General features: G+C 69.4%; 29 protein-coding genes. 19 read left to right on the top strand and 10 right to left on the bottom strand.

The window, feature by feature from the left end:
- The first annotated feature begins 858 nt into the window (after positions 1 to 858).
- A complete protein-coding gene (locus IPN03_09595; protein ID MBK9373967.1) occupies positions 859 to 1644 on the top strand; it encodes a transcriptional regulator in 786 nt (261 codons plus the stop codon).
- Between the two features lie 2 nt (positions 1645 to 1646).
- Complete coding sequence (locus IPN03_09590; protein MBK9373966.1) at positions 1647 to 2585, top strand: nucleotidyl transferase AbiEii/AbiGii toxin family protein; 939 nt, start codon at positions 1647 to 1649, stop codon at positions 2583 to 2585.
- Between the two features lie 416 nt (positions 2586 to 3001).
- Here IPN03_09590 and IPN03_09585 read toward each other — a convergent pair whose 3' ends face one another.
- Positions 3002 to 4474 carry a radical SAM protein gene (locus tag IPN03_09585; protein MBK9373965.1) on the bottom strand — a complete coding sequence of 491 codons (1473 nt, stop codon included), beginning with the start codon at positions 4472 to 4474 and terminating at the stop codon, positions 3002 to 3004.
- 199 nt (positions 4475 to 4673) lie between these two features.
- On the opposite strand from IPN03_09585, the gene IPN03_09580 reads away from it, so the two are divergent.
- The 3 genes from IPN03_09580 (at position 4674) to IPN03_09570 (ending at position 7152) form a co-directional block, all read left to right on the top strand.
- Positions 4674 to 6386 (top strand): aminotransferase class III-fold pyridoxal phosphate-dependent enzyme, encoded by a 1713-nt coding sequence (locus IPN03_09580; GenBank protein MBK9373964.1) that lies wholly within the window; start codon positions 4674 to 4676, stop codon positions 6384 to 6386.
- A 161-nt stretch (positions 6387 to 6547) separates the two neighbouring features.
- Positions 6548 to 6769, top strand: coding sequence for a type II toxin-antitoxin system prevent-host-death family antitoxin (locus IPN03_09575; GenBank protein ID MBK9373963.1), 222 nt, complete (start codon positions 6548 to 6550; stop codon positions 6767 to 6769).
- Entirely contained in the window at positions 6766 to 7152 is a 387-nt protein-coding gene (locus tag IPN03_09570) for a type II toxin-antitoxin system VapC family toxin (GenBank protein MBK9373962.1), read from the top strand. The genes IPN03_09575 and IPN03_09570 overlap by 4 nt, the downstream gene beginning before the upstream one ends.
- 147 nt (positions 7153 to 7299) lie before the next feature.
- Here the strand turns inward: IPN03_09570 and IPN03_09565 are convergent, their stop codons facing one another.
- From IPN03_09565 to IPN03_09545, 5 genes are all read right to left on the bottom strand, one after another.
- Complete coding sequence (locus tag IPN03_09565; protein ID MBK9373961.1) at positions 7300 to 8298, bottom strand: NADP-dependent oxidoreductase; 999 nt, start codon at positions 8296 to 8298, stop codon at positions 7300 to 7302.
- Positions 8295 to 9170 (bottom strand): oxidoreductase, encoded by an 876-nt coding sequence (locus IPN03_09560; protein MBK9373960.1) that lies wholly within the window; start codon positions 9168 to 9170, stop codon positions 8295 to 8297. The genes IPN03_09565 and IPN03_09560 overlap by 4 nt, the downstream gene beginning before the upstream one ends.
- Positions 9171 to 9313: 143 nt before the next feature.
- Entirely contained in the window at positions 9314 to 9895 is a 582-nt protein-coding gene (locus IPN03_09555) for a TetR/AcrR family transcriptional regulator (GenBank protein MBK9373959.1), read from the bottom strand.
- 180 nt (positions 9896 to 10075) lie between these two features.
- On the bottom strand, positions 10076 to 10618 hold the full coding sequence (locus IPN03_09550) for a hypothetical protein (GenBank protein ID MBK9373958.1): 543 nt from the start codon (positions 10616 to 10618) through the stop codon (positions 10076 to 10078).
- A 1-nt stretch (position 10619) separates the two neighbouring features.
- Entirely contained in the window at positions 10620 to 10880 is a 261-nt protein-coding gene (locus IPN03_09545) for a hypothetical protein (GenBank protein MBK9373957.1), read from the bottom strand.
- 169 nt (positions 10881 to 11049) lie between these two features.
- On the opposite strand from IPN03_09545, the gene IPN03_09540 reads away from it, so the two are divergent.
- The 4 genes from IPN03_09540 to IPN03_09525 all read left to right on the top strand — a co-directional run bounded on the left by IPN03_09540 (position 11050) and on the right by IPN03_09525 (position 14187).
- Positions 11050 to 11559, top strand: coding sequence for an RNA polymerase sigma factor (locus IPN03_09540; protein ID MBK9373956.1), 510 nt, complete (start codon positions 11050 to 11052; stop codon positions 11557 to 11559).
- A 15-nt stretch (positions 11560 to 11574) separates the two neighbouring features.
- Positions 11575 to 12252 (top strand): hypothetical protein, encoded by a 678-nt coding sequence (locus IPN03_09535; protein ID MBK9373955.1) that lies wholly within the window; start codon positions 11575 to 11577, stop codon positions 12250 to 12252.
- A gap of 293 nt (positions 12253 to 12545) precedes the next feature.
- The gene (locus IPN03_09530) at positions 12546 to 12893 is read left to right on the top strand and encodes a hypothetical protein (GenBank protein ID MBK9373954.1); all 348 of its coding nucleotides are present in this window, start codon (positions 12546 to 12548) and stop codon (positions 12891 to 12893) included.
- Between the two features lie 16 nt (positions 12894 to 12909).
- Entirely contained in the window at positions 12910 to 14187 is a 1278-nt protein-coding gene (locus tag IPN03_09525; GenBank protein ID MBK9373953.1) for an RNA polymerase sigma factor, read from the top strand.
- A gap of 33 nt (positions 14188 to 14220) precedes the next feature.
- On the opposite strand, the gene IPN03_09520 is transcribed toward IPN03_09525, so the two are convergent.
- Positions 14221 to 14685 carry a TerB family tellurite resistance protein gene (locus tag IPN03_09520; GenBank protein MBK9373952.1) on the bottom strand — a complete coding sequence of 155 codons (465 nt, stop codon included), beginning with the start codon at positions 14683 to 14685 and terminating at the stop codon, positions 14221 to 14223.
- 233 nt (positions 14686 to 14918) lie between these two features.
- Here IPN03_09520 and IPN03_09515 point away from each other — a divergent pair, with 233 nt between their 5' ends.
- Genes IPN03_09515 through IPN03_09505 form a run of 3 tightly spaced genes read left to right on the top strand, consistent with a single transcriptional unit; the run spans position 14919 to position 16852 of the window.
- The gene (locus tag IPN03_09515; GenBank protein ID MBK9373951.1) at positions 14919 to 15509 is read left to right on the top strand and encodes a DUF2703 domain-containing protein; all 591 of its coding nucleotides are present in this window, start codon (positions 14919 to 14921) and stop codon (positions 15507 to 15509) included.
- A 4-nt stretch (positions 15510 to 15513) separates the two neighbouring features.
- Positions 15514 to 16152 (top strand): RNA polymerase sigma factor SigZ, encoded by a 639-nt coding sequence (gene sigZ / locus IPN03_09510; GenBank protein ID MBK9373950.1) that lies wholly within the window; start codon positions 15514 to 15516, stop codon positions 16150 to 16152.
- A gap of 10 nt (positions 16153 to 16162) precedes the next feature.
- Positions 16163 to 16852 carry an aspartate/glutamate racemase family protein gene (locus IPN03_09505; GenBank protein MBK9373949.1) on the top strand — a complete coding sequence of 230 codons (690 nt, stop codon included), beginning with the start codon at positions 16163 to 16165 and terminating at the stop codon, positions 16850 to 16852.
- A 58-nt stretch (positions 16853 to 16910) separates the two neighbouring features.
- Here the strand turns inward: IPN03_09505 and IPN03_09500 are convergent, their stop codons facing one another.
- Positions 16911 to 18140: an RtcB family protein gene (locus tag IPN03_09500; GenBank protein MBK9373948.1), complete on the bottom strand. Its 1230-nt coding sequence runs from the start codon at positions 18138 to 18140 to the stop codon at positions 16911 to 16913.
- Between the two features lie 296 nt (positions 18141 to 18436).
- Between IPN03_09500 and IPN03_09495 the strand changes: the two genes are divergently transcribed.
- Together IPN03_09495 and IPN03_09490 are read left to right on the top strand one after the other, a co-directional pair.
- Positions 18437 to 19000 (top strand): TMEM165/GDT1 family protein, encoded by a 564-nt coding sequence (locus tag IPN03_09495; protein ID MBK9373947.1) that lies wholly within the window; start codon positions 18437 to 18439, stop codon positions 18998 to 19000.
- 69 nt (positions 19001 to 19069) lie between these two features.
- Positions 19070 to 20710 carry an alpha-D-glucose phosphate-specific phosphoglucomutase gene (locus IPN03_09490; GenBank protein MBK9373946.1) on the top strand — a complete coding sequence of 547 codons (1641 nt, stop codon included), beginning with the start codon at positions 19070 to 19072 and terminating at the stop codon, positions 20708 to 20710.
- Positions 20711 to 20749: 39 nt separating this feature from the next.
- Here the strand turns inward: IPN03_09490 and IPN03_09485 are convergent, their stop codons facing one another.
- Complete coding sequence (locus tag IPN03_09485; GenBank protein ID MBK9373945.1) at positions 20750 to 21232, bottom strand: DinB family protein; 483 nt, start codon at positions 21230 to 21232, stop codon at positions 20750 to 20752.
- Positions 21233 to 21432: 200 nt separating this feature from the next.
- Here IPN03_09485 and IPN03_09480 point away from each other — a divergent pair, with 200 nt between their 5' ends.
- The 3 genes from IPN03_09480 to IPN03_09470 are packed head-to-tail and all read left to right on the top strand — an operon-like array spanning position 21433 to position 22621.
- The gene (locus tag IPN03_09480) at positions 21433 to 21981 is read left to right on the top strand and encodes a hypothetical protein (protein ID MBK9373944.1); all 549 of its coding nucleotides are present in this window, start codon (positions 21433 to 21435) and stop codon (positions 21979 to 21981) included.
- Positions 21978 to 22142: a hypothetical protein gene (locus IPN03_09475; GenBank protein MBK9373943.1), complete on the top strand. Its 165-nt coding sequence runs from the start codon at positions 21978 to 21980 to the stop codon at positions 22140 to 22142. The genes IPN03_09480 and IPN03_09475 overlap by 4 nt, the downstream gene beginning before the upstream one ends.
- Positions 22139 to 22621 (top strand): hypothetical protein, encoded by a 483-nt coding sequence (locus tag IPN03_09470; GenBank protein MBK9373942.1) that lies wholly within the window; start codon positions 22139 to 22141, stop codon positions 22619 to 22621. Before IPN03_09475 ends, IPN03_09470 begins: the two co-directional genes overlap by 4 nt.
- Before the next feature lie 23 nt (positions 22622 to 22644).
- Here IPN03_09470 and IPN03_09465 read toward each other — a convergent pair whose 3' ends face one another.
- Positions 22645 to 23112, bottom strand: a complete 468-nt coding sequence (locus IPN03_09465; protein ID MBK9373941.1) for an FHA domain-containing protein — start codon at positions 23110 to 23112, stop codon at positions 22645 to 22647.
- Positions 23113 to 23397: 285 nt separating this feature from the next.
- Between IPN03_09465 and IPN03_09460 the strand changes: the two genes are divergently transcribed.
- Positions 23398 to 23916 (top strand): hypothetical protein, encoded by a 519-nt coding sequence (locus tag IPN03_09460; protein MBK9373940.1) that lies wholly within the window; start codon positions 23398 to 23400, stop codon positions 23914 to 23916.
- 86 nt (positions 23917 to 24002) lie between these two features.
- Positions 24003 to 26642, top strand: a complete 2640-nt coding sequence (locus IPN03_09455; GenBank protein MBK9373939.1) for a PD40 domain-containing protein — start codon at positions 24003 to 24005, stop codon at positions 26640 to 26642.
- Positions 26643 to 26656 lie beyond the last annotated feature (14 nt).

The following is a 26656-nucleotide window of genomic DNA, read 5'->3' as shown; positions in this document are numbered from 1 at the left end:
GCGCAACGACCTCCTCGGCTACTTCGTGAGGAACGACAGTGCGACGAACGACGGGACGGTCGTGCCGTTCGAGGAGCCGGACGTCCTTCGAGGCCGGCACACGCGATTCCTCCCGGCCGTCGTCGGCGTGACGTCGGAACACGGGCGGTACCGGACCGAGTTGACGCTCGGACGTCGGGAGCGGTGGGGGCTGCCGGAAAAGGGGCTCACCTTCCTCGGACGATTTCGCAGGAACGCTCACGTTCGCGTCGGACCGGCCGGAAGGGGCCGCCGATCTCCTCGTCACCGCGATCGTCCAGGCGCGGGGCACCGGCGCATCGGGCGACTACGGAGTCAGCGTTCCGGTCGCGAACGAGGTGCGGTGGGCCGACGAGCGGGCGGTCGTCCCGGGCCTGCGCGAGGACGCCGGGTTCCGCTCGAACGTCGCCGTCGCGAATCCGGAGCCCGACGGAGGGCCGGACGTGAGTCTCGAGGTGACGCTTCACCAGGCCTCCGACGGGGCGATCATCGGGACCCTTCCCTCCGTGACGCTCCCGCCCGGCCGGCGTTTTCAGTGGGACCGGCCACTCGGAGATCGGCTACGGAGGCGACGCCGGGCCGAAGTGCGGCTCGTGGGCGACTCCGGGCCGGTTCGTCGCGTACGGCGTGGTGAACGACAACGTGACCTCGGACGGCACTCTGCCGCCGATGGTCGAGCGGAGATAGGGCAGGATTCGCCTGCGGGGCCACAAGATCGCGTCGCCGCCCCTCGTTGTTTCTGTGTCCGGCGCTCCCGTCCGGAACCCGGAACAGTGGCCGTTACTTGCGTCATCGGATCGAAAGGACTAAATTTATTGTGCCTTTCCTCCATAGACGCAAGTGAAGCCACTCGACTTTTTCGCCACCCACCCTGTCTTCACCCTAACCGAGTTCGGGACGGTTCGGGACCAGGCCGCGACGCGGACCGGGACGAATCTCCTGACGTACTACCTTCGCGAGGGACGCCTGGTGCGCGTGCGCCGTGGCCTCTACGCGGTCGTGCCACGCGGGGTGGACGCCGAATCGTTCGCGCCCGACCCGTACCTCGTCGCGACCCGGCTGGCCCCCGATGCCGCCGTCGCACTTCACGCCGCGCTTCAGTATCGGGGCCGGACGTACTCCATCTGGAACCGGTTCCACGTGGCGACGAGGGCGAAGGTCACCGCGTTCACGTTCCGCGGGAGCACCTTCGTTCCGTTTCGTCCGCGTGCTCGCGTGCCGGCCCCGAGCGCGGGCGTCGTCGAGGAGCTCCACGCCGGAGGGACAGTCCGCGTCACGACCTTCGAGAGAACGCTCGTCGATCTCGTCGACGCGCCCGATGTCGGCGGGGGATGGGAAGAGGTCTGGAGGTCTCTCGAGATGGTCGAGTTCTTCGACCTCGACTCGGTCGTCGCAGAGGCCCTCGCCCGCGACACCGCCATCAGTGCGGTCCGCGTCGGCTTCTTCCTCGAGCAGCATCGCGACACGCTCCAGGTCGAGGAGCGGCACCTCGCGCCGCTGCGGGCACGTCGGCCGAAGCAGCCGACGTACCTCGATGCGCGACGAAGCCCTGGGCATCTCGTGGCGTCCTGGAACCTCGTCGTGCCGAAAGTCGTCCTTGAACGCCGTTGGGCGGAGGTGCCATGACGATGTCCCTCGCAGACCTCCAACGGCTCGCCGGAGCGATGGGGTTCCGGGCCGAGACGATCGAGAAGGTGCTGCTCCTCCTCGGCCTCCTCGACGCGATTCGCGCGCACCCTTACACTGGACCACGCGTCGCCCTCAAAGGCGGCACCGCCCTCAATCTCTTCGCCCTCGGCGTCCCCCGCCTCTCTGTCGACATCGACTTGAACTACGTCGGCGCCGTCGATCGGGCCACGATGCAGACCGAGCGTCCGGACGTCGAGCGAGGGCTCCACGCTGCGTGCGAACGAAGCAGCCTCACAGTGAAACGCGTCCCGACCGACCACGCTGGCGGGAAGTGGCGGCTCTCTTTCGTTGCCGGAGCGGGCGGGACAGGGACGCTCGAGCTCGACGTGAACCATGCTCCGTTCCCCGCTCTGGCCCACGGAGATCCGGTCATCCTCCGCGCTCCCCGGAATCCCGACGCGCGGCAAGTTCCCGATACTCGACGCGCACGAACTCGCCGCGGGAAAGCTCGCCGCGCTCCTCGCACGCGGCGCGAGCCGCGACCTCTTCGACGCGCGAGAGATCCTGCGCTCCGGGACGCTCGATACGGGGAAGCTCCGCCTCGCGTTCGTAGTCTACGGCGCTGCGAATCGTGTCGACTGGCGCACCGTCGGCGTCGAGGCGGTCACGACTTCATCGGCGGACGTGACGGAGCGGCTCCTCCCGATGCTCCGGAAGTGACCTCGTGCCCGCCAAGCCTGACGTCGCGGCGTGGACCACATCTCTCGTGGCGGACTGCCAACGCCTCCTCGGTGTCGTGCTCCCGCTCCGCGAGAACGAGCGAGCCTTCCTCGATGCAGTCAACGACCGAGGGGAGATCGTCCCCGCGCTCCTCACGGATGACGAACGCCTGCGGGGCATCATCGCGGCGCACCCGGCCTTGGCGTGGAAGGCGCTGAACGTGAGGAAACATCGCGGTCTTCCTGGCTGAGGCGGATTCAGCTTCGGGGACTCGGGCCTTGCGAAAGGTCTCGACCGCTCTAGACCCAGCTTGACGGGAAAGCTCATAACCCAAAGGTCGCAAGTTCAGATCTTGCCCCCGCAACCATACATAAGTCCGCGAGATGCAAGCGGTTACGACGACCCGGCGCCCGGGAGGTCGGGCTTTTTTTCAGGCGGGATTTCTAGGCGGTTTCTAGGTCGGGTCGGACCTCTCCGCCTCCCGCGGAACCCGAGGTCGCCGCAGCCTCGGGGCCAAGGAGAGAGAGGCCGGGGAGGGGAAGAACTCGTCGGCGGTACGGGGGGAGTGCCTCGTCACGCGGGGGGTCCGACGAGAGCGGAGCCCGCCACGGCCGCGGCCTGCGACGGGCCCGCCTCAGACCACGTCGAGCGTCAGGACGAGCGGTTGCGATCCCCGTTCGTGAAACCAGCAGACCCCCTGCTCCACGATGTCGACCAGAAGGCGGTAGGGACCCGGAACGTCGGGCGCGGTGAAGCGGATCACGAACCTCGCGTCGCCGCCCGGAGGCCGGGCCTCCTCGGGGAGGTACGGATACCGACCGTCGGCGTCGTGAAGGATCGGCAGCTCGGAGAGGGGGCGTCCGGAAGCCGACTGAAGCAGCACCCCCATCCGGAAGCAGGCCTCCTTCGTGCTCGAGATCCAGTACCTTTCTGCGAGATTCCGAACGCGGAGCGACAGGGAGACCGTCGCGCCGGGCTGGGCGGCGACCGACGGCACGTCCGGCGTCTCAAACCCGTCGGAACGCCGAGGCACCGGCGGCTCGGCCTCGATCCGCTCCGCCGCGATCTCCGCGAGGTAGCGACCCTCCGCGACGCCGCCGTTCGCGAGAATCGTGCGTAGCTGGAGTGGTCGGTGCATCGCGGCGTAGGAATCTCCGCCGCCGGTGAGCCGGTCGAACTCGGCCGAGCGGTGCCGCAGCCGCTCCGATCCTCCGTCGGTACAGGTCATGACCCACTGGATCGGCACGCCGATGTCCTCGGCGAGCTCCTTCGCGCGGGCGAGCTCCTCGTCCGAATCGTTCCACTCGAAGAAGATGTACTGCCAGACGATCTCGAAGCGCTCTTCGGTTCCCGCGCGCTTTCTCGCCTCGACGAGGGCGCGGAGGTTCCGGAGCACTCGGTCGAGGTCTCCGCCGACCCGGTACTCGGCGTAGCTCTCCGGGAAGGCGCCGTCGATCGAGACGACGAACTTGTCGATCAGCACCTCTCCGGCGAGCGCCTCGACGACGTCTGGCGTCAGCGCGAGACCGTGGGTGTTCGTGCCGACCCAGACGTCGGGCCGACGGCGCTTCAGCTCGCGGAGGAAGGGGACGGTGCCGCGGTGGAGAAACGGCTCGCCGTAATTGAAGTAGAGGATCCGCTCGAGGTCGGGGAGCTGGTCGACGACGTCGAGCATGGTCTCCACGGAGAGCGTCTTCCTGGCCCGGTACTCGTCGAGATGCGGCTTGGCGGGGAAGTTCTTGACGACGGGACACTGCGGGCAGGCGAGGTTGCAATGGGTGGTCGGCTCCAGCTTCAGGAGGCGGACGCGCATGCCGTCCGGGCGGTCGAACGGGGTTGCCCGAACGACGCGGCGCGGGCATTCCTCGTCGGTCGCGGGGCAGAAGGTGCCGGGCGCGGTACGCAACTGCCAGTCCCGGATCTCCCGGTAGAGCGGTCCCGCCCAGACGTCTGCGATCCGGTCGACGTGGACGTTGCCGTAGACGCGCTGCCCGTCGACGTCGCTGCTCGAGCAGACGATGTCGCCGTTCGCGAGGACGGTGAGCTCCTCGAACACCGGGCGGCAGACCATCGGCGCGAGCCCGTCGTGCTCCGGACCTCGCGGCACTGGCGGAGGAATCGGGCGGTTTCCGGGTCGGGCCACAGGGAGGACGATCGGTCGCGGAGCCGGCGCTGCTTCCCCACGCTCTCTCCGGAGGAACCGGAACGGATCCACGTCACCCTCGTCCGGTCGCCGCGAACGGCGGATCGCGATCGACGTGCGCTAGATTCCTCGGAGTGATGATCCGGGCGATGCGGTTCATTCGATGAGTCTGCTCGCGAGACTCGGAACGTTCCTCGGGCTTCCGCGAGGAGACGGCGGCGCGCCGCCCGAATACGCCGTGGGGTACGACCACAACCTCCCGGAGCGGATCCCGGCCGGGACGCGCTTCGTCGGCTGGCTGACCCTCGCGAATCGCGGGAGCCGGGCCTGGGAAGCCGGGATAGCCACGGACGGGACCGGCCCGTTCGAGGCGGTAATGCGCCGAAACGGCGATCTCGCCGGGAGCTTCCCGATGCCACACGCCGTTCCTCCCGGAGAGAGCGTCACGCTCCACGGGTGGTTTCGCGCGCCGGAACGCCCGGGTCGATACGAGTACACCGTCGAGATGGTCCACCATCACGTCACCTGGTTCGCGGAACGCGGGGCCGAGCCGCTGCGCGTCGCGGTCGAGGTTACCGCAGAGGCGCCGACGGCATCGGCCCGCCTCCTCGACCGGAGCGAGGATGCACTCGCTCTGGCCTGGTGGACCGGCATCGGCGTCTCCTGGAGCCGGCGCGGCCCCGGCTATCCGGTCATCGCCCGCTCCGCGAACGGGTGCCGGATCACCGACGTCGAGGGACGGGACTTCGTCGACTTCGTCATGGGGCACGGCTGCGCTCTCCTCGGCTACGCGAACGAGCGGATCGCCCGCGCCGTCGCAGAGTCGCTCTCTTCCGCCGCGGTCCTCTCGCTGACGAACGAGCTGGAGGTCGAGGTCGCTGAACGAATCCGCGCGGTGATCCCGGGCGCAGAGCGGGTGCTCTTCGGGAAGAACGGCTCGGATGCCTGCACGGCGGCGGTGCGGCTCGCCCGCGTCCATACCCTCCGGCCGGTCGTCCTCTTCTGCGGCTATCACGGCTGGCAGGACTGGTTCGTGGAGCGGCTCGGCTTCGAAGGGACCGGCGTCCCCGAACACGCCGAGCCGCTCGTCGAGCGGTTCCGCTACGGCGACCTCGAGGAGGTCGAGCGGCTCTTCGCGCGGCACAAGGGGCGCGTCGCGGCGGTGATGGTGGAACCGGCCGCGCCGATCGAGCGGTACGGCGAGCCGCTCCGGGACGCCGACCCGGAGTTCCTCGCGAGCCTCGCCGCGCTCACGCACCGCGAAGGTGCGCTTCTCGTCTTCGACGAGGTCGTCACCGGATTCCGCTACCGCGACGGGAGCGTGCAGCGTGCCACCGGGGTCGTGCCGGACCTTACCTGCCTCGGCAAAGGGCTGGCCGCAGGAATGCCGCTCTCGGCGCTCGGCGGACGTCGGGAGATCTTCGACCGATCGATCGGCCGGATCGCCTACGGCCCGACGTACCAGGGAGAGGGAGCCTCTCTCGCCGCGGCGCGGGAAGCGCTCGCCGTCTACCGGGAGGTCGACGTGCCGGCGCACCTCGCCCGATTCTCCGGGGCGCTCGCCGCCGGGATCGACCGGATTTGCGGCGCACTCGACCTCCCGGCCCGGACGAGCGGCCCTCCGTTCCGGATGGTCGTCTCGTTCGACGACGACGATCCGGTCCGTCGCCGCCTCACCCGGACGCTGCTCCAGCAGGAGCTGATGCGACACGGCGTCCTCTCGAACCAGGGACTCCTGATGCCGAGTCTGGCCCACGACGACAACGCGCTCGCACAGACCCTCGCCGCCTTCGAGAAGGCGCTCGGAACGGTTCGCGACGCGCGGCGCGACGGCAGATTCGCCAGCCGGCTCGAGATCTCGCCGGCGCACGAGTGACCCGACGATTTCCGAGCCACCGGCCGACACGGGATTGGCCGAAGGCACCGATCGCGTTCCTCCTCTCGAGGCTGAGGCCCAAAGAGCAGGACGGCAGGACCGCCCCGGCGCGCTCGATGCCCTCGGCGCCCCGCGAGGCATAATCGCGACGGAGGCCACGGGTGCACGAGATCGACGTGGCGGCAGCAGCCGAACAGCTCAAGAGCCTGCTCGAGGCGGCCCTCAAAGGGGAGCGGGTCGTGATCACCGAGGACGCCGGGTCCGTCGAGCTCGTGCCGGTGAAGCCGCACCGCAAACGCGTCTTCGGAAGCGCCCGAGGGGTGTTCGAGATTCCCGAGAGCTTCGACGCGCCGCTCGCCGACTTCGACGAGTACCGCGCTTGAGGCTGCTCCTCGACACGCACGCGCTCCTCTGGTTCCTCGCGGGAGACGAGAAGCTGAGCGGGGTGGCAAGAGCCCTCGTCGAGGACGACGGGAACGAGGTCCTCGTGAGCGCCGGGAGCCTCTGGGAGATCGCGATCAAGCTCAGTCTCGGAAAGCTCGGGATGTCCGTCCCGTTCGAGGAGGCCTTCCCCGCGCAGCTGGACGCGAACGAGATTCGAATCCTCCCGATTCTGCCCGCACATCTCCAGCGGGTCGTCTCGCTCCCGTTCCATCACCGCGACCCGTTCGATCGCCTGCTGGCGGCCCAGGCGATCGCCGAGGGCCTTCCGCTCGTGAGCCGGGACGCTGTCTTCGATGCCTACGGATCGCGGCGGCTCTGGTAGCGTCGCCGCCCGGGCCTCATAACCCAAAGGTCGCAAGTTCAAATCTTGCCCCCGCAACCATACATAAGTCCGCGAGATGAAAGCGGTTACAAGGCCCGGCGGAAACGCCGGGTTCTTCGTTTTGAGCTCGGGACAGGTTCGGGATAGCTACTCGCCGACGCGAATGACGACCTTTCCCACGGCGTGGCCGGACTCCACGTAGGAAATGGCATCGGCCGCGGCTTCCAGGGGAAACGTCCTGTCCAGGACCGGCTTGATGACACCCTGGTCGACCAGCGCGCCTATCTCTTCCAGCTGCTCGCCGCTCGCTCGCATGAACAGGTACTCGAAGCGCACGCCTTTCTCCCTGGCCAGGCGATCGACCTTGCGATTCAGGAACCCGAGGATCCAGACGAGCGGCAGGCTCAGGCCCCACGCGCGTGCGAACTTGCCGTCGGGCCGGCCGCCGATCGTCACGACGACGCCGCCCGGCCTGACCGCCTCGAACGAGCGGAGCAGCGTGTCGCCCGCCTGGGAGTCGAGGACCACGTCCTGGTCCCTGGCCACGTCTTCGAAGCGGGTCGTCCTGTAGTCGATCGCCAGGTCCGCGCCGAGCGACTTCACCAGGGCGTGGTTCCGGGCGCCGGCCGTGGTCGCGACCTTTGCACCCAGGTGTTTGGCCAGCTGGATGGCGAAGGTGCCGACACCGCCCGAGCCGGCGTGGATGAGGATCTTCTGTCCCGCCTGCAACCGTGCGACTTCGACAAGGGCCTGCCAGGCGGTGAGTCCCACGAGCGGGAGCGATGCCGCCTGCACGTAGTCGAGGCGCGCGGGCTTCTTCGCCGCGGCGCCTTCGCGCACGAGAGCGTACTCGGCGATGGCGCCGATGCGCTCCTTGTCGAGGCGCGCATAGATGGCGTCGCCCACCTTGAATCTCGTCACGCCCGGACCGATCGCTTCCACGTCGCCGGCGAGATCGGTGCCGAGGATCAGCGGAAACGTGTAGGGGGTCAGCACCTTCACGACGCCGTCGCGGATCTTGTAGTCGAGCGGGTTGACGCCCGCGGCGCGTACCCGGACGAGAAGGTCGCCCGGTCCCGGCTCGGGCCGCGGCAGGTCCATCATCTCCATCGGCGCCTTGTAACGACGAATGGCGAGCGCTCTCATCCGCGCTCCACTCGCGGGCTTTCCGGGACCGGGGAGTCGCGCAACGAGGTCACTGCGGGTGTGTCGAGGCCGAGGTTCTTTCGAATCCCCGCGTCCATGAGGCCTTCGGGCGCAAACCTACGGAGCCATCGCAGCCGGTTCGCGAAGCTGCCGGCGGTGTATCGGAGCTTCGGGCGTGCGGCGAGGGCCGCTCGAAGAACGACGTCGGCCACGACACCGGGCTCGTCCGACGTCGCCATGATCGCGCTGATTTGATGGCCCAGGGCCGCGCGCACCTCACGGTATTCTTCGAGCTTCGAGTCGGGTTCCAGCGCGTTCGTGTCCAGGGCCGTCTTCGTGTATGCAGGCTCGATGACCGAGACACGAATGCCCCGCGTCCGCAGCTCGTGGTCCAGCGATTCCGAATAGCCTTCGACGGCGTGCTTGGTTGCGGCGTAGAGCGCCATGTACGGTGCGGGCAAGAAGCCGAGCACGGAGCCAATGTTGATGATCCGACCGCCCCCTTGCTGCCGCATGTGTGGCACCACCGCGCGCGTCATCCGTACGATCCCGAAGAAGTTTGTATCGAAGATCGAGCAGGCCTGTTCGATCGAGCTCTCTTCCGCTCCCGCGGGGGCGACACTGAAGCCGGCATTGTTCACGAGGACGTCAATTCGTCCGGAACGCCGGATCACGTCTCTGACGGCGGCTTTGACCGATTCATCGCTGGTCACGTCGAGGGGCAGCATCTCGAACGGTCGCTGTCCCGCCGTCGCTCCCCGCCTGCTGGTGCCGTAGACCCTGTAGCCCGCCTTCGTCAGCCGCTCGGCCGTGGCCTGGCCGATGCCTGACGAGGCGCCGGTCACGATCGCTGTCTTGCTCCTGGCATTCATCTCGTCGTTCCTTTCCGTGCAGCTCCCGGGTTGATCGAATTCCTCCCGCGCCGGCCGCACGTTGGCGGCTGTCGTGATTCCGAAGATATGACGAGCATCATATTTTGATTCCAGCGAAACCCTCTTCATGTGCGAACGCGAGATCAGGCGCCGGTCGGGGCGAGGTGTTCGAGCGCCGCCCTCCGCAGAGCGTCCGAGAGCTTTGGGTCGTCGACAGCGCGTGCCAGGAGCACGGCGCCCACCATCGTGGCGACGGTTGCGAGGGCACGCTCGTGCGCGCCCGGCTGGCCCCAGTCGGGCGATTGGCGCGCGACGAGGTCGATCATCTCCTTGATGCGCCGCGTGGAGGCGCGGCGCACCTCGGGGGCCTGGCGCGGCATCTCCGAGCCGAGGGCGACGACCGGGCAGCCCGTCTCGGCGTTCTGGACGTGAGCCTTCGACAGGTACGCTTCGAGCAGGACCCGGAGCGCCTGCGGCGGCGAAGCGGCGGCCGCGATGCGCGCCGACGCGGCGACGGCTTCGGCGCCGGCGCGATCCGCAGCCTCGGCGAGCATCGCCTCGCGCGAGGGAAAGTGGGCGTAGAAGCCCCCGTGCGTGAGGCCGGCGTCTTTCATGACGTCGGCGATGCCGGTACCGTCGTAGCCGCTGCGCCGGATCGCGCGCGCGGCGGCCTCGACGATGCGCTCGTGCGTCGCTTCCTTGCGGCTGGGGGCGGACCGTCGCATCCTTCCTATGAGTATATGATGCACATCATACCGTGTCAAGAAGGTGGTACGAGCGGCCGGCCCCGGCGTTTCCTTTGGTTCTGGTCATTACCAGAAGGTCGCAAGTTCTAGCCGGGTTCTTCGTTTTCGGGACGCTCCAGACGTGCCCGCTCCGCGTCCTCTCGAGCGCGGCCCCGGGGCTCACTGCCGGCTCTTCGCCCGGCGAGCCTCGAGGAAGGCGATGTCCTCTGCGTCGCCCGGCGAGGATCGGCTCGCCTGCGCGAGCTTCTTCAGCCGCAGGAGATCCGCTTCCGAAGCAACGCGCCAGGCTTTCGTTCGGACCTTGAAGGTGGTCGCTCGCCGGGCGAGTTCTGCCGCGGGCAGCGGGAAATCGAAGAGAAGGTCCACGCGCAGCCCCGTTTCGGGCGCGAGGAAGTACGCGCTCGCGGGCGCGTCCAGGCGAAGCCGGGCGGCGGCCACTCGCCGGTTGGAGATGGTGGCCGTCACTTCGCCCTCGGCGCTGACCCCGGAAGCGAGCTCGAAGCCCCGGTCGTAGAAGGCGTCGACCAGCGGGCCGAGCGCTTCGCCGGGACGGGCGATCAGAAAGTCGAAGTCCCGCGTGACCCGTCGCGACCCCAGCATGACGAGGGCCATGCCACCGACGAGGACGGGCGGGAGGGCGAGCTCGGCGAGCGCCTCGACCACGCTTCCGACGGCGTCGAGATGCGCAGTCGGCTCCTTCATGTCAGCTCTTGCGGTCGTAGAGGCCTGGCAGCCGCCCGTTGAATGACTTCATGCGAAGGACCTCCGGCGCTTCCCCGCGCAGCTCCTCGACCGCCGCGGCGTAGAGGAGGTTCTCGACGAGGCGCCGCGCCGCGAGGAGTGAGCGCTGGCGCGCCTGTCCGCCGAGCGATGCGATCTGACGACGCCGTTCGGGGGACAGACGGCTCGCCCGGGCACGTCCTCCGCGCCGCCCCATCGCACGGGCCATCGCTCCCACATCCATCGCCGTATTCTACTTGACGCTAAGCAGGCGGCGGCGGGGCCGGCCGGGATGCAGGATTCACGCCCGCTCGGCTGGACCTCTCCGATCGCCGATGTGATCTTTCGGTGCCTGGAGCGAATCATGGTGTGAAGGCGGCATCGTCAGCGCCGCGACCAGGGGAAGGAACCCGATGACGAAACCAGCGCGGCAGGACGGATTCCTGGTCCTGCTCGACGAGCACAAGAAGATCCTCTACAAGATCGCCAGCTCGTACTGCCGGAACGCGACGGACCGGCAGGACCTGGTCCAGGAGATGGTCGTTCAGCTCTGGCGATCCTTCGGCCGCTACGACGAGCGCTACCGCTTCTCCACCTGGATGTACCGGATCGCCCTGAACGTGGCCATCTCCTTCTATCGGAGTGAAGCCCGAAGGGCACGATTCAACGTGCCGGCCGAGGACACCCTCCAGGAGATCCCAGCGGAGGCACCCGGATCCGCCACGCAGGACGACGACCTCCGACTCTTGCGGCACTTCATCGAGCAACTCGACGAGCTCGACAGGGCGCTCGTCGTCCTCTACCTCGACGGAAACCGCTACGGCACGATCGCCGAGATTCTCGGGATATCGGAAACCAACGTCGGTACGAAGATCAGCCGGATCAAGCAGAGGCTCCGGCGCGACCTGACGAAGACTGCCTGAACGGAGGGACGGAACATGGAACTCGACGACCTGAAGCGCCCATGGGAAGACCAGGACAGGAAGCTGGACGCCAGCCTCCGTCTGAACGCGCGTCTTCTGCACGACTCCGTTCTCGCCAAGGCCGATACGGCCACCAAGAGGCTGTCCCGGCTGCTCTGGCTCGGGCTCGTGATGAACTTCGCAGCCGCCCTGCTCACGGGCTCGTTCCTGGCGAACCACATCTCCGAGGCACGGTTCGTGATTCCGGCTGCGGGCCTCCACCTGAGCGTGATCGCTCTCCTCGTCGCATCCATTCGCCAGCTGGTGGCGATCGGAACGCTGGACTACGACGCGCCGATCGTCGTGATTCAGAAGCGGCTGGAATCGCTCCGCGTCGAGCGGATTCGAGCCACGAAGTGGACGCTGCTGTGCTCCCCGCTCCTCTGGACGCCTCTCCTGATCGTGGCGCTGAAGGGTCTCTTCGGCGTCGACGCATATGAGACTTGCGGCGCTGGCTTCCTGATCGCCAACCTCCTCTTCGGTGTTCTGGTGATCCTCCTGGCCGTATGGATCTCGAGGCGCTATGCCGCCCGGATGGGGCGCTCGCCTTTCGTGCAGCGCCTGATGCGGGACCTCGCAGGCGACAGCCTGAACGCCGCCGCCGGCTTCCTGCGCTCGATCTCGCGGTTCGAGGAGGACGAGAGCCGCGCCTGACCTCCCTCCGCTCGATCAACGGCCTTCCGGTCGTCGTCGTCCCCCGAACCGGCCCCGAGTTCGCCTGGACCGTCGGACCTCTTCTTCGCGCGGCGCAGGAACAAGGAGCGGGCCGTCGTGGAGGAGATCCGGCGGCCCTGCCGGGTTTTCGGGTACGAGACCAGGGGCTCCTGGGAATCTCCTTATCCGGCAGGAATGGAGTCACTTCGACGGCTTGTAGAATTCCGGCCTCGCCGATCGTCGTAGGAGTGAAGGCCGGGCAGAGAGCCCCGCCCGAAGGACAGGAGAAGACCATGCCGCAGTTCCTGGTTGCCGGTTACCTCCCCGACGATTTCGACCCGTCCACAATGGACGAAGCGGTGGGCCGCGAGATCCACGCGCTCAACAAGGAGATGATTGCCGCCGGCGTCAGGAAGTTCGCCTGCGGCCTCGGATCCACAAAGTCGCTGAGACCTCAGGCCGACGGCGGAGTCCTCGTTACCGACGGGCCGTACCTCGAGTCCAAGGAACACATCGGCGGCTTCTGGATACTGGAATGCGCCGACATGGACGAGGCGGTGGCGTGGGCGCGCAAAGGCGTTGCCGCCACCCGGGGGCAGGTCGAGGTGCGGGAGATCTTCTTCAATCCCGCGGCCGACTAGCATCTGAGGCAGGCGCCTGAGCGAAGTCCACAAGACGGTCGAGGCCGTGTGGAAGATCGAGTCCACACGCCTCATCGCGGCGATCGCTCGCGTCACCCACGATGTCGGCACCGCCGAGGAGCTGGCGCAGGACGCGCTCGTGACGGCCCTCGAAGTGTGGCCCGAGGAAGGCATCCCCGAGAAGCCCGGGGCATGGCTGATGACGGCGGCGAAGCGGCGCGCGATCGATACGTTGCGGCGCGGTCGCATGCTCGTACAGAAGCATGAGGAGATTGCCCGCGAGCTGGAGGGGCAGGAGCAGCGGCTTGGAGACGCTTTGGATCACGCGCTGGATCAGGTGATCGACGACGACGTGCTGCGGCTCGTCTTCACCGCGTGCCATCCCGTGCTCGCGGTGGAAGGACGCATCGCGCTCACGTTGCGCCTGATCGGCGGCCTCACCACGGCGGAGATCGCGCGTGCGTTCCTCGTGCCGGAGAAGACGCTGGGCCAGCGGATCTCTCGCGCCAAGAAGACCCTCTCGGAGGCCCAGGTTCCCTTCGAGACGCCGAGCGGGGACGAACTGCGCCTCCGGGTCGAGTCCGTGCTCATGGTGGTCTACCTGATCTTCAACGAGGGCTACACCGCAACCTCGGGCGAGGAATGGATGCGGGAGGCTCTCTCGGAAGAGGCGCTGCGCCTGGGGCGCATGCTGGGTCCGCTTCTTCCCGCCGAGACGGAAGTCCAGGCACTCGTGGCGCTGATGGAGCTGCAGGCCTCGCGCAGCGCAGCGCGCCGGGGCAGGAACGGGGAGGCCGTCCTGCTCCCGGATCAGGACCGCTCCCTGTGGGACCACGCGCAGATCCAGCGAGGAATGGCCGCGCTCGAACGCGCGCAAAGACTGGGCGGTGGCGCGAAGCCCTACGCGTTGCAGGCCGCCATTGCCGCATGTCATGCGCGCGCCCGCACCGCCGAAGAGACGGACTGGGACCGTATCGTTCTTCTCTACGACGCCTTGCTCCAGATCAATCCTTCGCCGGTCGTGGCACTCAATCGCGCAGTTGCCGTCGGCATGGCCCAGGGACCAGCCGCAGGACTCGAAGCGCTCGACGCGGCCGCCACCCTCGCCGACTCTGCGCTCGCCGGCTACCATCTCTTTCCCACTGTTCGCGGGGACCTGCTGATGAAGCTGGGCAGGCTCTCCGAGGCACGTGAGGAGATCCAACGCGCCATCGCGATGACGAAGAACCTGCGGGAACAGGAGCTGCTGGCCGGCAGGTTGAAGCAGTGGGAGAAGGCGGCCCGAGCCGTGTAGGTTTCGGGGCCGCTTGTCGCGCGAGGGGCGCCCCTACCCCCCGCTCTGCCCCCGCGCCCGGGACTTCGCGTCGATGAAGTCGGGGTGGGGGACGTTGAGGAGGCCGGCGACGCGGCGGATGAGGTGCTCCTCGAGGGGGTGCTTCTCGGCGTCGGCGTAGGCGACGAGCCACATCAGCTCGACGATGCGCTTCTTCTCCTCGAGCGAGAACCCCTTGTCGACGAGGCTCGTGAACTCGTAGAGCGAGGTCGCGGCGTCCGCCTCGGCCTCGGCGAGGCGGACGAGCTCCTCGGTGTCGGCGAGCGAGAGGCCGAACGTCCCCTGGAGGGCGGTGCGGACGACCGTCCGCTCCTCGTCCCGGACCTCGGGGTCGGCGCGCATCACCTCGACGAGGAGCGTCGCGGCCGTGAGGCGGAGGCGCTGGCCCGGGTCGCCCGCGGCCTCCGCGGGGCGGCCGGCCATGCGTTCCTGAAAGAACCGCTTGAGGGAGTCGAGCATCCCGCGAGTGTCTCCCCTCCGGAGGGCTTCGTCCAGACGACGGGCGTCGGGTTCTCGTTCCAGTGAACGATGAGGCCCGCCAGATGTCCCGCGAACCACTCGGACCGGCGCTCGTGGCCAGCCTCCGGGATCCTGATCCGGCCAGACCGTTGTGGCGGCGCTGCGTCCTTTTCGAGGATCGTCCGTCTCCTATGACGAGCCGCCCGAGGGTGGCTCGTCAGGAGAGATCGCCCATGACGACCGCCACGAAGACCATCGACATCGAGTTCCTCTACATCGACCTGACGACCTGCACCCGGTGTCGGGGGACGGACGAGAACCTCGCCCGCGGCCTCGACGCCGTCCGCTCGGTTCTCTCCGCCACGGGCAGGACCGTGAACCTGAAGAAGGTGCTCGTCGACTCCGAGGAGAAGGCCCGCGCACACCGTTTCCTGAGCTCTCCCACGATCCGCGTGAACGGCCGTGACGCGGCCCTCGGGACGAAGGAGAGCCGCTGCGGATCTTGCGGCGACATCGCTGGTCAGGCGACCGACTGCCGGGTCTGGGTCTACGAGGGCGGCGAGTACACCGAAGCCCCGGAAGCCCTCCTCGTCGACGCGATCCTCAGCGCGGCCTACGCTCCGCCGACCCCGGCGGCGGAGCCGGAGCCGTACCCGGGAGTCCCCGAGAACCTCCTCCGCTTCTTCGACGCGAAGGCGACCATGGCGGGCGGGCCGTGCTGCCCCGCCGCCCCTGACGACGCGTCGTGCTGCGGGACCGTCGTCGCGCCCGCGAAGACCACCCCGAACGCCGCGGGCTGCGGTTGCGGTACCGTAACCGCGTAACCTCATGTCAGCCGAGGCGGTCTGGTCCGAGTTCAGCGGCCGGCTCCGGGCGTTCATCGCCAGCCGCGTTCGCGACCCCGCGGATGCGGACGATCTCCTTCAGGAGGTCTTCCTGCGGGTCCACCGCTCGGGCGGGACGCTGGACCGGACCGACCGCCTCCCCGCGTGGCTCTACCAGGTCACGCGTAACGCCCTGACCGACCACTACCGCTCCCGCGACGTCCGGGTGCGTCACGCGGGCGGATCGCTCGACGAGGCCGCGGAGCCCGTCGTCCCGGAGGACGAAGCGCGAGACGAGCGCGAGCTCGCCGCCTGCCTGTCGCCGATGCTCGACCAGCTCCCGGCGGCGCACCGCGAGGCCGTCGCGCTCACGACGTTCGAGGGACTCTCCCAGGTCGAGGCTGCGAAGCGTCTCGGGATCTCCATCTCCGGAATGAAGTCCCGGACCCAGCGAGGGCGAGCCCGCATACGCGACCTTCTGCTCCGCTGCTGCGAGATCGAGGTCGACAGGCGCGGCGGCGTCGCGGCGTTCCGGTCGCGGAAAGGGACCTGCAATGGCAGCGGAGGGGTGCCCGCCGTCGTGAGACGGCGAAGGCTCCGAGTACATCCGCCGGAGTCGCGCCACCGTGCCCGCGATCTGTGACACTCCGCATATGAAGACGATAGGGCTCCTCGGCGGGATGAGCTGGGAATCGACGGTGCCGTACTACACCACCTTGAACCGCCTGGTGTCCGAGCGGCTCGGGGGCCTGCACTCCGCGAAGATCCTCCTGTCGAGCGTCGACTTCGCGCCGCTCGAGGCCCTGATGCGCGCGGGTGACTGGGAGGAGATCGGAAGGCTGCTCGCTCATGAGGCCATCGTCCTCGAGGAGGCCGGGGCGGGGGTCCTCGTCCTCTGCACCAACACGATGCACAAGGTCGCGGAGACGCTCGAAGCGGCGGTCCGGATCCCGCTCCTCCATATCGCGGACGTGACGGGAGCGGCCGTTCGCGCCGCCGGCCTCACGCACGTGGGGCTCCTGGGAACGCGGTTCACGATGGAAGAGGACTTCTACGCGGCACGCCTCGCTCGACTCGGAATCGACGTGCTCACGCCGCCGGCCGATGCGCGCGCGCTGGTGGACCGCGTCATTTTCCAGGAGCTGTGCCGCGGTCAGCTCCTCGCGACGTCCCGAAACGCCTACACGGAGGTGATGCAGGACCTCGTCGCACGCGGTGCTGAAGGAATCGTGCTCGCCTGCACGGAGATCGGCCTTTTGCTCGGCGACGAGCCGTTCCCGGTACCGCTCTTCGACACCGCCGCGCTCCACGCGCGGGCGGCTGCGGTCGTCGCGCTCGCCTGAGGAACCAGGACCTGACCACCGCCTTCTCCCACGGAGCCGTCGAGCCGAACGAGCGACGTCATCCTTTCACGCAGACGACCTGGTGGAGCGTGTGGAGCACCTCCACGAGGTCCTTCTGCGCTTCCATGACCGCGTCGATCGGCTTGTAGGCCGCCGGCGTCTCGTCGAGGACGCCCTCGTCCTTCCTGCACTCGATCCCTTCCGTCGCCTTGACGTGGTCGGCCACGGTGAAGCGGCGCCGCGCCTCGCCGCGCGACATCGACCGCCCCGCGCCGTGGCTGCACGAGTCGAAGCTCTCGGGGTTGCCGAGGCCGCGCACGATGTACGAGCGGGTCCCCATGCTGCCGGGGATCACGCCGAGGTCTCCCTTCCGCGCCCGCACCGCCCCCTTCCGCGTGACGAAGACGTTCTTGCCGTAGTGGTGCTCCCTCTCGACGTAGTTGTGGTGGCAGTTGACGGCGACGATCCCCGCCGTGAACGGCGGGAGGCCTGGAAGCGTGCGGAGCGCGGCGAGGACGTTCGCCATCATCAGCCGCCGGTTCGTCATGGCGTACTCCTGGGCCCAGCTGACGCCCTGGACGTAGTCGGCGAAGTGCTTCGTACCCTCGGGCAGGTAGGCGAGGTCGGCGTCCGGCAGGTTGATGAAGTGCCGGCGCATGTCCTCCCTGGCGAGCTCGATGAAGTAGGTGCCGATCTTGTTCCCGATGCCGCGCGACCCGCTGTGGAGCATGAGCCAGACGGAATCCTCCTCGTCGAGGCAGACCTCGATGAAGTGGTTCCCCGTCCCGAGTGTCGCCAGGTGCTCGAGGTGGTTCGCCTTGCGGAGGGCCGGATGCTTCTCCTCCAGCGCCGCGAGGCGCGGCTCGAGAGGCACCCACGCCTCGAGGACGGCTTCGGGCGGGTCGGCCCAGGCGCCCCGGTCGTTCCGGCCGCCGTTGTCGGTCCGGCCGTGCGGCACGGCGCTCTCGATCGCGGTCCTCACCGCGTGGAGGTCGTCCGGGAGGTCGCTCGCCGAAAGGTCGGTCTTCAGCGCCATCATCCCGCAGCCGATGTCGACGCCGACCGCGGCCGGGATGATCGCGCCGAGCGTCGGGACGACGCTCCCGACCGTCGCCCCGATCCCGAGGTGGACGTCGGGCATCGCCGCCACCCACTTGTGGATGAACGGGAGGCGGGCGATGTTCGCGAGCTGCTTCTTCGCCTCGGGCTCGAACGGGACGCCCCGCGTCCAGCTCTTCACCGGGACGCCGCCCGGGATGTCGGTCACGTCGAAGTTACGGTCGGTCATGGAATCTCCCGGAAGGCGCGACGAGGGGTGTCGAAACGGCTTCAGATTACGACCTCCTCGCGCCGACGGACCGCCGCGCGCCATCGCGGTGCTAGACTCGCCGGCCGGTAAGGGGAGTAGTTCCGGCCGCCCGTGGCGGCCGAGGGGAGATCGACACACCGGTCCTCGCGGACCCGGTCCCCCACCCCGATCGGGGCGAACGAGACCTTCGGAACGGGCAGAAGCCCGGCCGAAGTCTCGTCGCAAACCGGCGTCGGACACCTCGGCCAGGCGCAACGCATCGCGGGGAGTCCGGTTTGACCGCCTTCTGGGTTTCGCTCTTCATCGTGTTCGTCGCCGAGCTGGGAGACAAGACCCAGCTGGTCGCCATGGCGTTCGCGACGCGCTATTCGGCGAAGCTGGTCCTCGCTGCCGTCTTCGTGGCGACGCTGCTCGTCCACCTCCTCTCCGTCTTCCTGGGAGGAGCCGCCGGGACGATCCTCCCCGATTTCTGGATCAAGCTGCTCGCCGGAGCTTCCTTCATCGCCTTCGGGCTCTGGACGCTCCGGGGCGACGAGATCTCGGACGAGGACACGAAGAAGACCGCCCGCTTCGGACCTTTCCTGACAGTGGCGATCGCCTTCTTTCTCGCCGAGCTCGGAGACAAGACGATGCTCGCCACCATCAGCGTGGCGACCCAGTACCCGTCGTTCGTCGGCGTCTGGATCGGGAGCACCCTCGGGATGGTCGCGGCGGACGGCCTCGCCATCGGTGTCGCGAGCGTACTGGGCAAGAGGTTGCCCGAGCGGGCGATCAAGCTCGGCGCGTCGGTGATCTTCTTCGCCTCGGGGGCCGTCACCCTGTGGCAGGCCTTCAAATGAACGGGGGGAGAATCCGCTCTCGTTGACTCCCCCGGGAGAGGCGCCTACGGTATCCGGCCGGAGGGACCCATGAGCCATCCGCGCGCCGGCCTGCCCGCCGAGGCTGCTGACCTCGTCAACGTTCCCCGCCTCCTCGCCGCCTACTACACCGAGCGGCCGGACCCCGCCGAACGCGGGCAGCGCGTGGCGTTCGGAACCTCGGGGCACCGGGGCTCGTCGCTGAAGGCGAGCTTCAACGAGGCGCACATCCTCGCGACGACGCAGGCAATCTGCGAGGTCCGGCGGGCGAACGGCGTATCGGGGCCGCTCTTCCTCGGGCAAGACACCCACGCCCTCTCCGAGCCCGCGTTCCGCACGGCCCTCGAGGTGCTCGCGGCGAATGGCGTGGAGGCGCGCGTCGACGCGGCGGATCGGTTCACGCCGACCCCCGTCATCTCGCACGCCGTCCTCGCCTGGAACCGCGACCACGAGGGCCCCCGCGCCGACGGCATCGTCATCTCGCCTTCCCACAACCCTCCCGAGGACGGCGGCTTCAAGTACAACCCGCCGCACGGCGGGCCGGCCGACACCGACGCGACGAAGGCGATCGAGGATCGCGCGAACGCGCTCCTCGCAGCTTCGCTCGAGGGCGTGCAGAGGATCCCCTTCGCCCGCGCAAGGAAGGCCGCCACGACCCGGGCGCACGACTACCTCACGGCTTACGTCGACGACCTCGCCTCCGTCGTCGACCTCGAGGCGATCCGCTCGGCCGGAGTCCGCATCGGCGTCGATCCGCTCGGCGGAGCCGCCGTCGACTTCTGGCAGCGGATCGCCGAGCGCTGGGGTCTCGACCTCACCGTCGTGAACCCGCGCGTCGATCCCGCCTTCGGCTTCATGACGCTCGACTGGGACGGCCGCATCCGGATGGACTGCTCCTCCCCGTCGGCGATGGCCTCGATGATCGCCATCCGCGACCGCTACCAGGTCGCCGTCGGGAACGACACGGACGCCGACCGCCACGGGATCGTCACACCCGCGGGCCTCATGAACCCCAACCACTACCTCGCCGTGGCCATCCACTACCTCTTCGGGGCGCGCGACGGCTGGCGGAAGGACGCCGGCATCGGCAAGACGCTCGTCAGCTCGAGCCTCATCGACCGCGTCGCCGCGGGCCTCGGCCGCACGCTCGTCGAGGTGCCGGTCGGCTTCAAGTGGTTCGTCCCCGGGCTTCTCTACGGAGACCTCGGCTTCGGCGGCGAGGAAAGCGCGGGCGCCTCGTTCCTCCGCCGCGACGGGACGGTCTGGACGACGGACAAGGACGGGATGATCCTCGGCCTCCTCGCGGCGGAGATCACCGCCGTCCTCGGAAAGGACCCCGGCGTCGTCTACCGCGAGCTGACGGCCCGCTACGGCGAGCCGGTCTACGAGCGGATCGACGCCCCGGCCACCCCGGCGCAGAAATCGCGGCTCGGCAAGCTCTCACCCCAGGACGTGAAGGCGAAGGAGCTGGCGGGCGCCCCGATCACCGCCGTCCTGACGAAGGCCCCCGGGAACGCCGCCGCGATCGGCGGGCTCAAGGTGACGACGGCCGACGGCTGGTTCGCGGCACGCCCGTCGGGCACCGAGGACGTCTACAAGATCTACGCGGAGAGCTTCTGCGGGCTCGACCACCTGCGTCGCATCCAGGAAGAGGCGCGGGCGCTCGTCACGGAGGCGCTGGCGGCCGCATAGCCGGCGCGCGCTGGTTGCGGGTTCCGGTGCCGCCGGCCTTCAACGCCCCGCGATCGTCTCGAGGTGGCCGAGGTGGTGAAGGTCGTGCCCTGCGAGGACGCGAATGATCCACCCGACGTAGATGGTGCCGAGATCCGGATGGGGTATCGGACGGGCGAGCTGCTCGTCCGTGAGCTTCCGGTAGAGCCGGATGTTGAGCGCCCGCAGGGCGAGGAATGCTGCAAGCGCGACGACGGGCTCCGACGGCGACTCGAGCGCGACCCAGTCGTCCCCGTCGAAGGTCTGAGGGACGTATCCCGGCTCCGTCAGCGCGAGACGGGCACGGCACCCAAAGACGACCTCGTCCTGGGCGAGGTGCAGGACGATCTGCGCGGCGGTCCACTTCCCCTCGGCATAGCTGAGCGACCACCGCGCCGAGGACCAGCCGCTCACGAGGCCGGCGATGCGGCGCGGGGTCGATCCGAGAAGCTCGATCGGGTCGGCGGCGCCGACGAGGTCCGCGTACGGGATTCCATCCGCCATGTGGGAACCTCCTGCGTCGTCGCAACGTCGCGCGCCCCGGACCCCGGGGTCCGGCGTCCCGGCGCGGGAACGGTACCGCAAGAGATCGGGACGCGTCCGTCCGTATGCCCGTCGCCGACGGAGCACCGTAGCGTCGGGTCGTCCCCAGCGGCCCCGCCCTGACTGCGTGCGGCGGGGAAAGTCCGTATCCTTCCACCCCCATGAGCGCCGATCCCCCCGCTCCCGCCTCACCCGGGGAGCTCGCCCCCCAGGACGTCGTCCTGCGGTTCCTGGAAAGCACCGGCCGGCCCTCCGAGGCGCGGCTCTACCTCGACCTCTTCCGCGCGCATCCCCGCGAGCAGTTCGCGGCGATCGCCATCGACGCCAACGTCATGGCCGACGCCGCCGGCGCCGTCGTCCAGGACCTCCGGTTCCTCGCGGCTCTCGACCTCTTCCCGACCGTCGTCCTCGGAATCTTCCAGCCGGCCGAGGCGGTGCTCCACGCCCGCTCCCTTCGGCGGCACCTCGAGGACGAGGGGGTCCGGGTGGAGGTTCTCCGCGCGAGACGCCGCAGCCTCGCCGCCCGCGTCACCGCCTGCGCCCGCAGCGGCGCCGTGCCGATCGTCGTCTTCGAGCCGAGCGGGGACGATCAGGCCGGCGATCGGCTCGACCGCCCGGGGCGCTCCTGGGCGAGCTCGAGGCCCGCAAGCTCCTCTTCCTCCACCGCCCCGGCGGCCTCCGCCAGGGGGGCGTCCTCGTCCCGATCGTGAACCTCACGACCGACGTTCCCGGCCTTCTCGCGAGCGGCGAGCTTTCGCGGAAGGAGGCCCTCATCCTCGACGGCGCGCGGCGCCTCTGCGAGGAGGCGCCGCCCTCCTTCACGGTCGCCGTCACCTCCCCCTCAACGTCCTCCGCGAGCTCTTCACGGTGAAGGGCGCCGGCACCCTCCTCCGCCGCGGCGCACGCATCGCACGGCACGACGGATGGGACGGCGTCGACGTGCCGCGCGTCCGCGAGCTTCTCGCGTCGAGCTTCGGACGTGCCCCGTCCGACGCCTTCTTCGCGCGGACGCCCGACCGCGTCTACCTCGAGGAGCGCTACCGCGGCTGCGCGATCCTCTCGGAGGCGCCCCTGGGCGCCTACCTGACGAAGTTCGCGGTCTCGGCCGAGGCCCAGGGAGAGGGGATCGCGCGCGACCTCTGGGAGGCGCTCGTGGTCGAGACGCCCGTCGTCTTCTGGCGCGCGCGCCGGACGAACCCGATCAGCGAGTGGTACGCCAAGCTCTGCGACGGGCTGATGCGGATCCCTGGCTGGACCGTCTACTGGAGAGGCCTCGACCCGGCGTCGATTCCGGCTGCAATCGGCTGGGCGGCGGGCCAGCCGGTGGACATCGCGCGCGACGAGGACTGACGGCCGCGGGAGCGGTGCCCGCCTCAGCCGTACGTGGCCGTTTCGCCCGGACGGCAGGACGCCGGGCCCCGATACGTCAGGCGGACGACGCCGACCCTCAGCTCGTCTCCGTCCGCGAGCGAGATCCTCCCGGAGATCCGCGTCTCGCCGCGCCACGTCCCGTTCTTGCTCCCGAGGTCCTCGAGAAGGGCGCGTTCCCCGGCGACCTCGATCCTCGCGTGCTCGCGCGAGACCGACGGGTGGGCGATCACGATCCCGGCCGGAGGCTCCCGCCCGATCAGGTTCGGCCCTTCGGCGAGACGGATCTCGTTCCCGCCCCAGACGAGGACGTGCCGCTCCGACGACGGCGACGTCGGCGCGACCTCGTGCACGGTCCCCTCGAAGGCGTAGCCGTAGCCGAAGACCGTCCGGACGTACGTCGGTGAGCGCGCGTCCTCGCCGAGCGCCTTCCTGAGGTCCTTCACGAGGGCGCTGAGGCTCCCTTCCGTCACGAACGCGTCGGGCCAGACGGCCTCGAGGATCTCGGCCTTCGAGAGCGCCTTCGGCCGGCAGGAGAGGAGGAGCTCGAGGAGGCGGTAGGCGCGGGGCTCCAGGTGGACCGGGCTCGGGCCGCGCAGGACGAGGCGGCGCCCGGGTCGAACGTGACGTCGCCGAAGCGCAGCGTCGGCCCCGCCTTCAGAGGAACGTCAGAAGTCCGCTGGGACATGGCAGCGCACCGGGCCGAGATTGAGGGTCAGACAGATCCCGATCTCCAAACGGTTCGAGAGGAGGCTCCCATGCTTCACCGCTGCCCGTCCGCTCTTCTCGCGACGCTCTCCGCCGCCCTCCTCGTCGCATCGTCCTCGCGCGAAGCCGCCGCCCTCGAGCCCGGCCCCGCCGTGAGGGTCGACCCGTCCTTCGGACCGCGCGTGGCCGCAGCGGTCGCCGACGCCGCGCGCCGCCTCGAGGCGCCGTCCTGCGCCCTCGTCCTCTCGGACTTCCAGGACAGCCAGACAGGTCTCACGCTTGCCGAGAGCCTCGCGGCGACGGGGCGGACCGCCTCGGAGCACGTCGAATCGCTCTGGTTCCGGGGCGCGTCGCGCCTCCGCCCGTTCGCCGGAAGGAGGGTCTTCGCGTTCACGATGCCGGCGAGCACCGTCGTCTATCTCTGCCGCGAAGACCTGTTGCGGATCCAGAACCAGCCGCGGCTGCTGACCGCCATCGTCCTCCACGAGGTGCTCCACACGCTCGGCCTGAGGGACGACCACCCCTCCTCCGTGGCGATCACGGAGCGCGTGCTCGAGCGGTGCTTCTGAGCCCGCCCTCGGGTCCGTCGTACCCGGGTCCATTCCGGGGAATCGTACGCCGCGCGCCGGCACCCTAGAATGGAACCGGACCCGATATGAACAGGCTGTTGCACTACGAGCTCGTCGAGCAGCTCGGCGAGGGAGGAATGGGCGTCGTCTACAAGGCGCGGGATACCCGTCTCGGACGCTTCGTCGCCGTGAAGGTCCTCGCCCCCGGGAAGGCCTCCGATCCGGACCGGCGCCAGCGTTTCGCGCGAGAGGCGCGGGCCGCCTCGGCCCTCGCGCACCCGAACGTCCTCACCGTCCACGAGATCGGGAGCGAGGACGGTGTCGACTTCATCGTCACCGAGTACGTCCCCGGGAAGACGCTCGCACAGCTCATCCCGCCCCGGGGTCTGCCGGTGCGCGAGGTGTTCCGGTGGGCCGTCCCGATCGCCGACGCCCTCGCCGCGACGCACGCCGCGGGAGTCATCCACCGCGACCTGAAACCCGCGAACGTGATGATGACCGACGCCGGCCTCGTCAAAATTCTCGACTTCGGCCTCGCGCGGTTCATCGACCCCGGGCCGATGGCGGAAGGAGACGAGACGGAAGCCGTGCTGACGCGCGAAGGGACCGTCTTCGGCACCTGCGCCTACATGTCGCCCGAGCAGGCCGAGGGGCGCGAGGTGGACGCCCGCTCGGACATCTTCTCTCTCGGGACCGTCCTCTACGAGATGGTGACGGGCCGCAGGGCCTTCGCGCGCGACTCCGCCTCCGCCACGATCGCCGCCGTCCTGCGCGACGAGCCCGAGCCCGCCGGAATGGTCTCCCCCGGCCTCCCGCCCGAGCTGGAGCGCGTGATCCACCGCTGCCTGCGCAAGGAGCCGGCGAAGCGATACCAGTCGATGGCCGACCTGAAGGTCGCGCTCGAGGAGCTGCGGGATGAGTCGGAGAGCGGCGCGCCGGCGCGGGCTCGAGCGGCGCGGCCGCGACGGCGTGCCGTACTCGCCGCCGCCGCCGTCGTCCTCGTCGCGGCCGGCGCGGGGGGATGGCTCGCCCGCCGTCCGGCGCCCGAGGCCGTCGAGTCGACCCGGCCGATACCTCTGACGAGCTTCGGCGGGCGGATCCTCTGGCCCGCCCTCTCACCCGACGGCAACCAGGTCGCCTTCGTCTGGAACGGGGAGACGCAGGCCTCCTTCGACCTCTACGTCAAGCTCGTCGGCCCCGGGTCCCCGGTCCGCCTGACGACCGACCCGGGCACGGAGTACTCCCCCGCCTGGTCGCCCGACGGCCGGCAGATCGCGTTCCTCAGGCACCTGCCGTCGGGAGAGTGGATCCTCGCGGTCATCCCTGCGCTCGGCGGACCCGAGAGGATCGTCGCCGAGGCTCCCGTGTTCCACCAGGGCATCGCGTGGTCGGCGGACGGGCGTTCGCTCGTCGTGGCGCACCGGGGTACGGGGGACCGGGTGTCGGCCCTCTGCAGGGTGTTGATCGCCACGGGAGAAGTGAAGGCGCTGGTCCGGCCGCCTCCGGAGCTCCTCGGGCTGGGGGACTTCTCGCCGGCCCTCTCGCCGGACGGCCGGACCCTCGCGTTCGCCCGCGCCCGGACCGTCGTCTCGAGCTCGCTCCACGTGCTCCGCGTCACGGCGGAGCTCGGGCCGGAGGGCGAGCCCGTCCCGCTGACGTCGGACCTGACCGCATCGTCGCAGCCCGCCTGGGCGCCCGACGGAAAGCGAATCGTCTACACGGAGGACGGCTTCGGGTGGAGCTCGAGCCCGAACCTGATGGTGATCCCCGCTTCCCCCTCCGGGGGGCAGAAGGCGCGGCGCGTTCTCGGAGGAGAGGGCGGGGAGTTTCCGTCCCTCTCCCGCAACGGGAGTCTCGTCTTCGCCCGCCCGATCAACGACCTCAACCTGTGGCGCCTGCCGCTGAAGGAGGGCCGGCCCGGACGTCCCGAGCCGCTCCTCTCCTCGACGCGGATGGACGGGGCGCCCGCCCTCTCGGCGGACGGCCTGAGGCTCGTATTCACCTCCGACCGCGGGGGTTCGATGCAGCTCTGGCTCGCGAGCGCCGACGGCTCCCACCCCGTCCAGCTCACGTCGATCGTCGCGACGAATACCTCGGGAGGCCGGTGGTCTCCCGACGGCAGCCGGCTCGTCTTCACCTCGAATCCCGAAGGGAACAGGGACGTCTTCCTGACGACGCCGAACGGCCGGGAGCCCCTGCGGCTCACCCGGGGTCCCTCGCACGACACGTCGCCGAGCTGGTCGCGCGACGGCGCCTGGGTCTACTTCGGCTCGAACCGGGAGGACGGCTTCTATGTCTGGAAGATGAAGCCCGAGCCCGGCGCCCTACCGGTGCGCGTGACCCGCGGCGGGGGCTACACGTTACGCGAGTCGGCCGATGGCCGGACGCTCTACGTCGCCCGGCAGATGGGCAGCGGACACGGCAACGGACGCTGGTCCGTCTGGAAGATGCCGGCGGGCGGAGGCGAGGAGACCCTGCTGATTCCCCGGCTCGCTCAGCCGTGGTTCTTCGAGGTGACGGCCCGGGGCATCTACTACCTCACCTCCGAGCTCCCCGGCGGCGAGCTCCGCTTCCGTCGCTTCTCGGACGGGAGCGACACGCTCCTCCTCGCGCTCGACAAGCGTTCCGGCTTCGGTCTCGCGGCCGCGTCCGACGACAGCGCCGTCCTCTACACCGTCTACGACGTCGACGCGACCGAGCTTATGTACGTCGAGAAGTTCCGGTAGCCCGCCGCGGCCTA

It is taken from the genome of Holophagales bacterium, from assembly GCA_016719485.1.
Lineage (GTDB): Bacteria > Acidobacteriota > Thermoanaerobaculia > UBA5066 > UBA5066 > UBA5066.
Note: the sequence above shows the minus strand (reverse complement) of the source record. Positions and strands in the feature narration are given on the sequence as shown.

Excerpts from the sequence above, each read along its gene's own strand:
- IPN03_09590 (MBK9373966.1), top strand. The coding sequence starts at position 1,647 with ATGTCCCTCGCAGACCTCCAACGGCTCGCCGGAGCGATGGGGTTCCGG.
- IPN03_09580 (MBK9373964.1), top strand. The coding sequence starts at position 4,674 with ATGAGTCTGCTCGCGAGACTCGGAACGTTCCTCGGGCTTCCGCGAGGA.
- IPN03_09565 (MBK9373961.1), bottom strand. The coding sequence starts at position 8,298 with ATGAGAGCGCTCGCCATTCGTCGTTACAAGGCGCCGATGGAGATGATG.
- IPN03_09560 (MBK9373960.1), bottom strand. The coding sequence starts at position 9,170 with ATGAATGCCAGGAGCAAGACAGCGATCGTGACCGGCGCCTCGTCAGGC.
- IPN03_09555 (MBK9373959.1), bottom strand. The coding sequence starts at position 9,895 with ATGCGACGGTCCGCCCCCAGCCGCAAGGAAGCGACGCACGAGCGCATC.
- IPN03_09550 (MBK9373958.1), bottom strand. The coding sequence starts at position 10,618 with ATGAAGGAGCCGACTGCGCATCTCGACGCCGTCGGAAGCGTGGTCGAG.
- IPN03_09545 (MBK9373957.1), bottom strand. The coding sequence starts at position 10,880 with ATGGATGTGGGAGCGATGGCCCGTGCGATGGGGCGGCGCGGAGGACGT.
- IPN03_09540 (MBK9373956.1), top strand. The coding sequence starts at position 11,050 with ATGACGAAACCAGCGCGGCAGGACGGATTCCTGGTCCTGCTCGACGAG.
- IPN03_09535 (MBK9373955.1), top strand. The coding sequence starts at position 11,575 with ATGGAACTCGACGACCTGAAGCGCCCATGGGAAGACCAGGACAGGAAG.
- IPN03_09530 (MBK9373954.1), top strand. The coding sequence starts at position 12,546 with ATGCCGCAGTTCCTGGTTGCCGGTTACCTCCCCGACGATTTCGACCCG.
- IPN03_09520 (MBK9373952.1), bottom strand. The coding sequence starts at position 14,685 with ATGCTCGACTCCCTCAAGCGGTTCTTTCAGGAACGCATGGCCGGCCGC.
- IPN03_09515 (MBK9373951.1), top strand. The coding sequence starts at position 14,919 with ATGACGACCGCCACGAAGACCATCGACATCGAGTTCCTCTACATCGAC.
- sigZ (MBK9373950.1), top strand. The coding sequence starts at position 15,514 with ATGTCAGCCGAGGCGGTCTGGTCCGAGTTCAGCGGCCGGCTCCGGGCG.
- IPN03_09505 (MBK9373949.1), top strand. The coding sequence starts at position 16,163 with ATGAAGACGATAGGGCTCCTCGGCGGGATGAGCTGGGAATCGACGGTG.
- IPN03_09500 (MBK9373948.1), bottom strand. The coding sequence starts at position 18,140 with ATGACCGACCGTAACTTCGACGTGACCGACATCCCGGGCGGCGTCCCG.
- IPN03_09490 (MBK9373946.1), top strand. The coding sequence starts at position 19,070 with ATGAGCCATCCGCGCGCCGGCCTGCCCGCCGAGGCTGCTGACCTCGTC.
- IPN03_09485 (MBK9373945.1), bottom strand. The coding sequence starts at position 21,232 with ATGGCGGATGGAATCCCGTACGCGGACCTCGTCGGCGCCGCCGACCCG.
- IPN03_09480 (MBK9373944.1), top strand. The coding sequence starts at position 21,433 with ATGAGCGCCGATCCCCCCGCTCCCGCCTCACCCGGGGAGCTCGCCCCC.
- IPN03_09460 (MBK9373940.1), top strand. The coding sequence starts at position 23,398 with ATGCTTCACCGCTGCCCGTCCGCTCTTCTCGCGACGCTCTCCGCCGCC.
- IPN03_09455 (MBK9373939.1), top strand. The coding sequence starts at position 24,003 with ATGAACAGGCTGTTGCACTACGAGCTCGTCGAGCAGCTCGGCGAGGGA.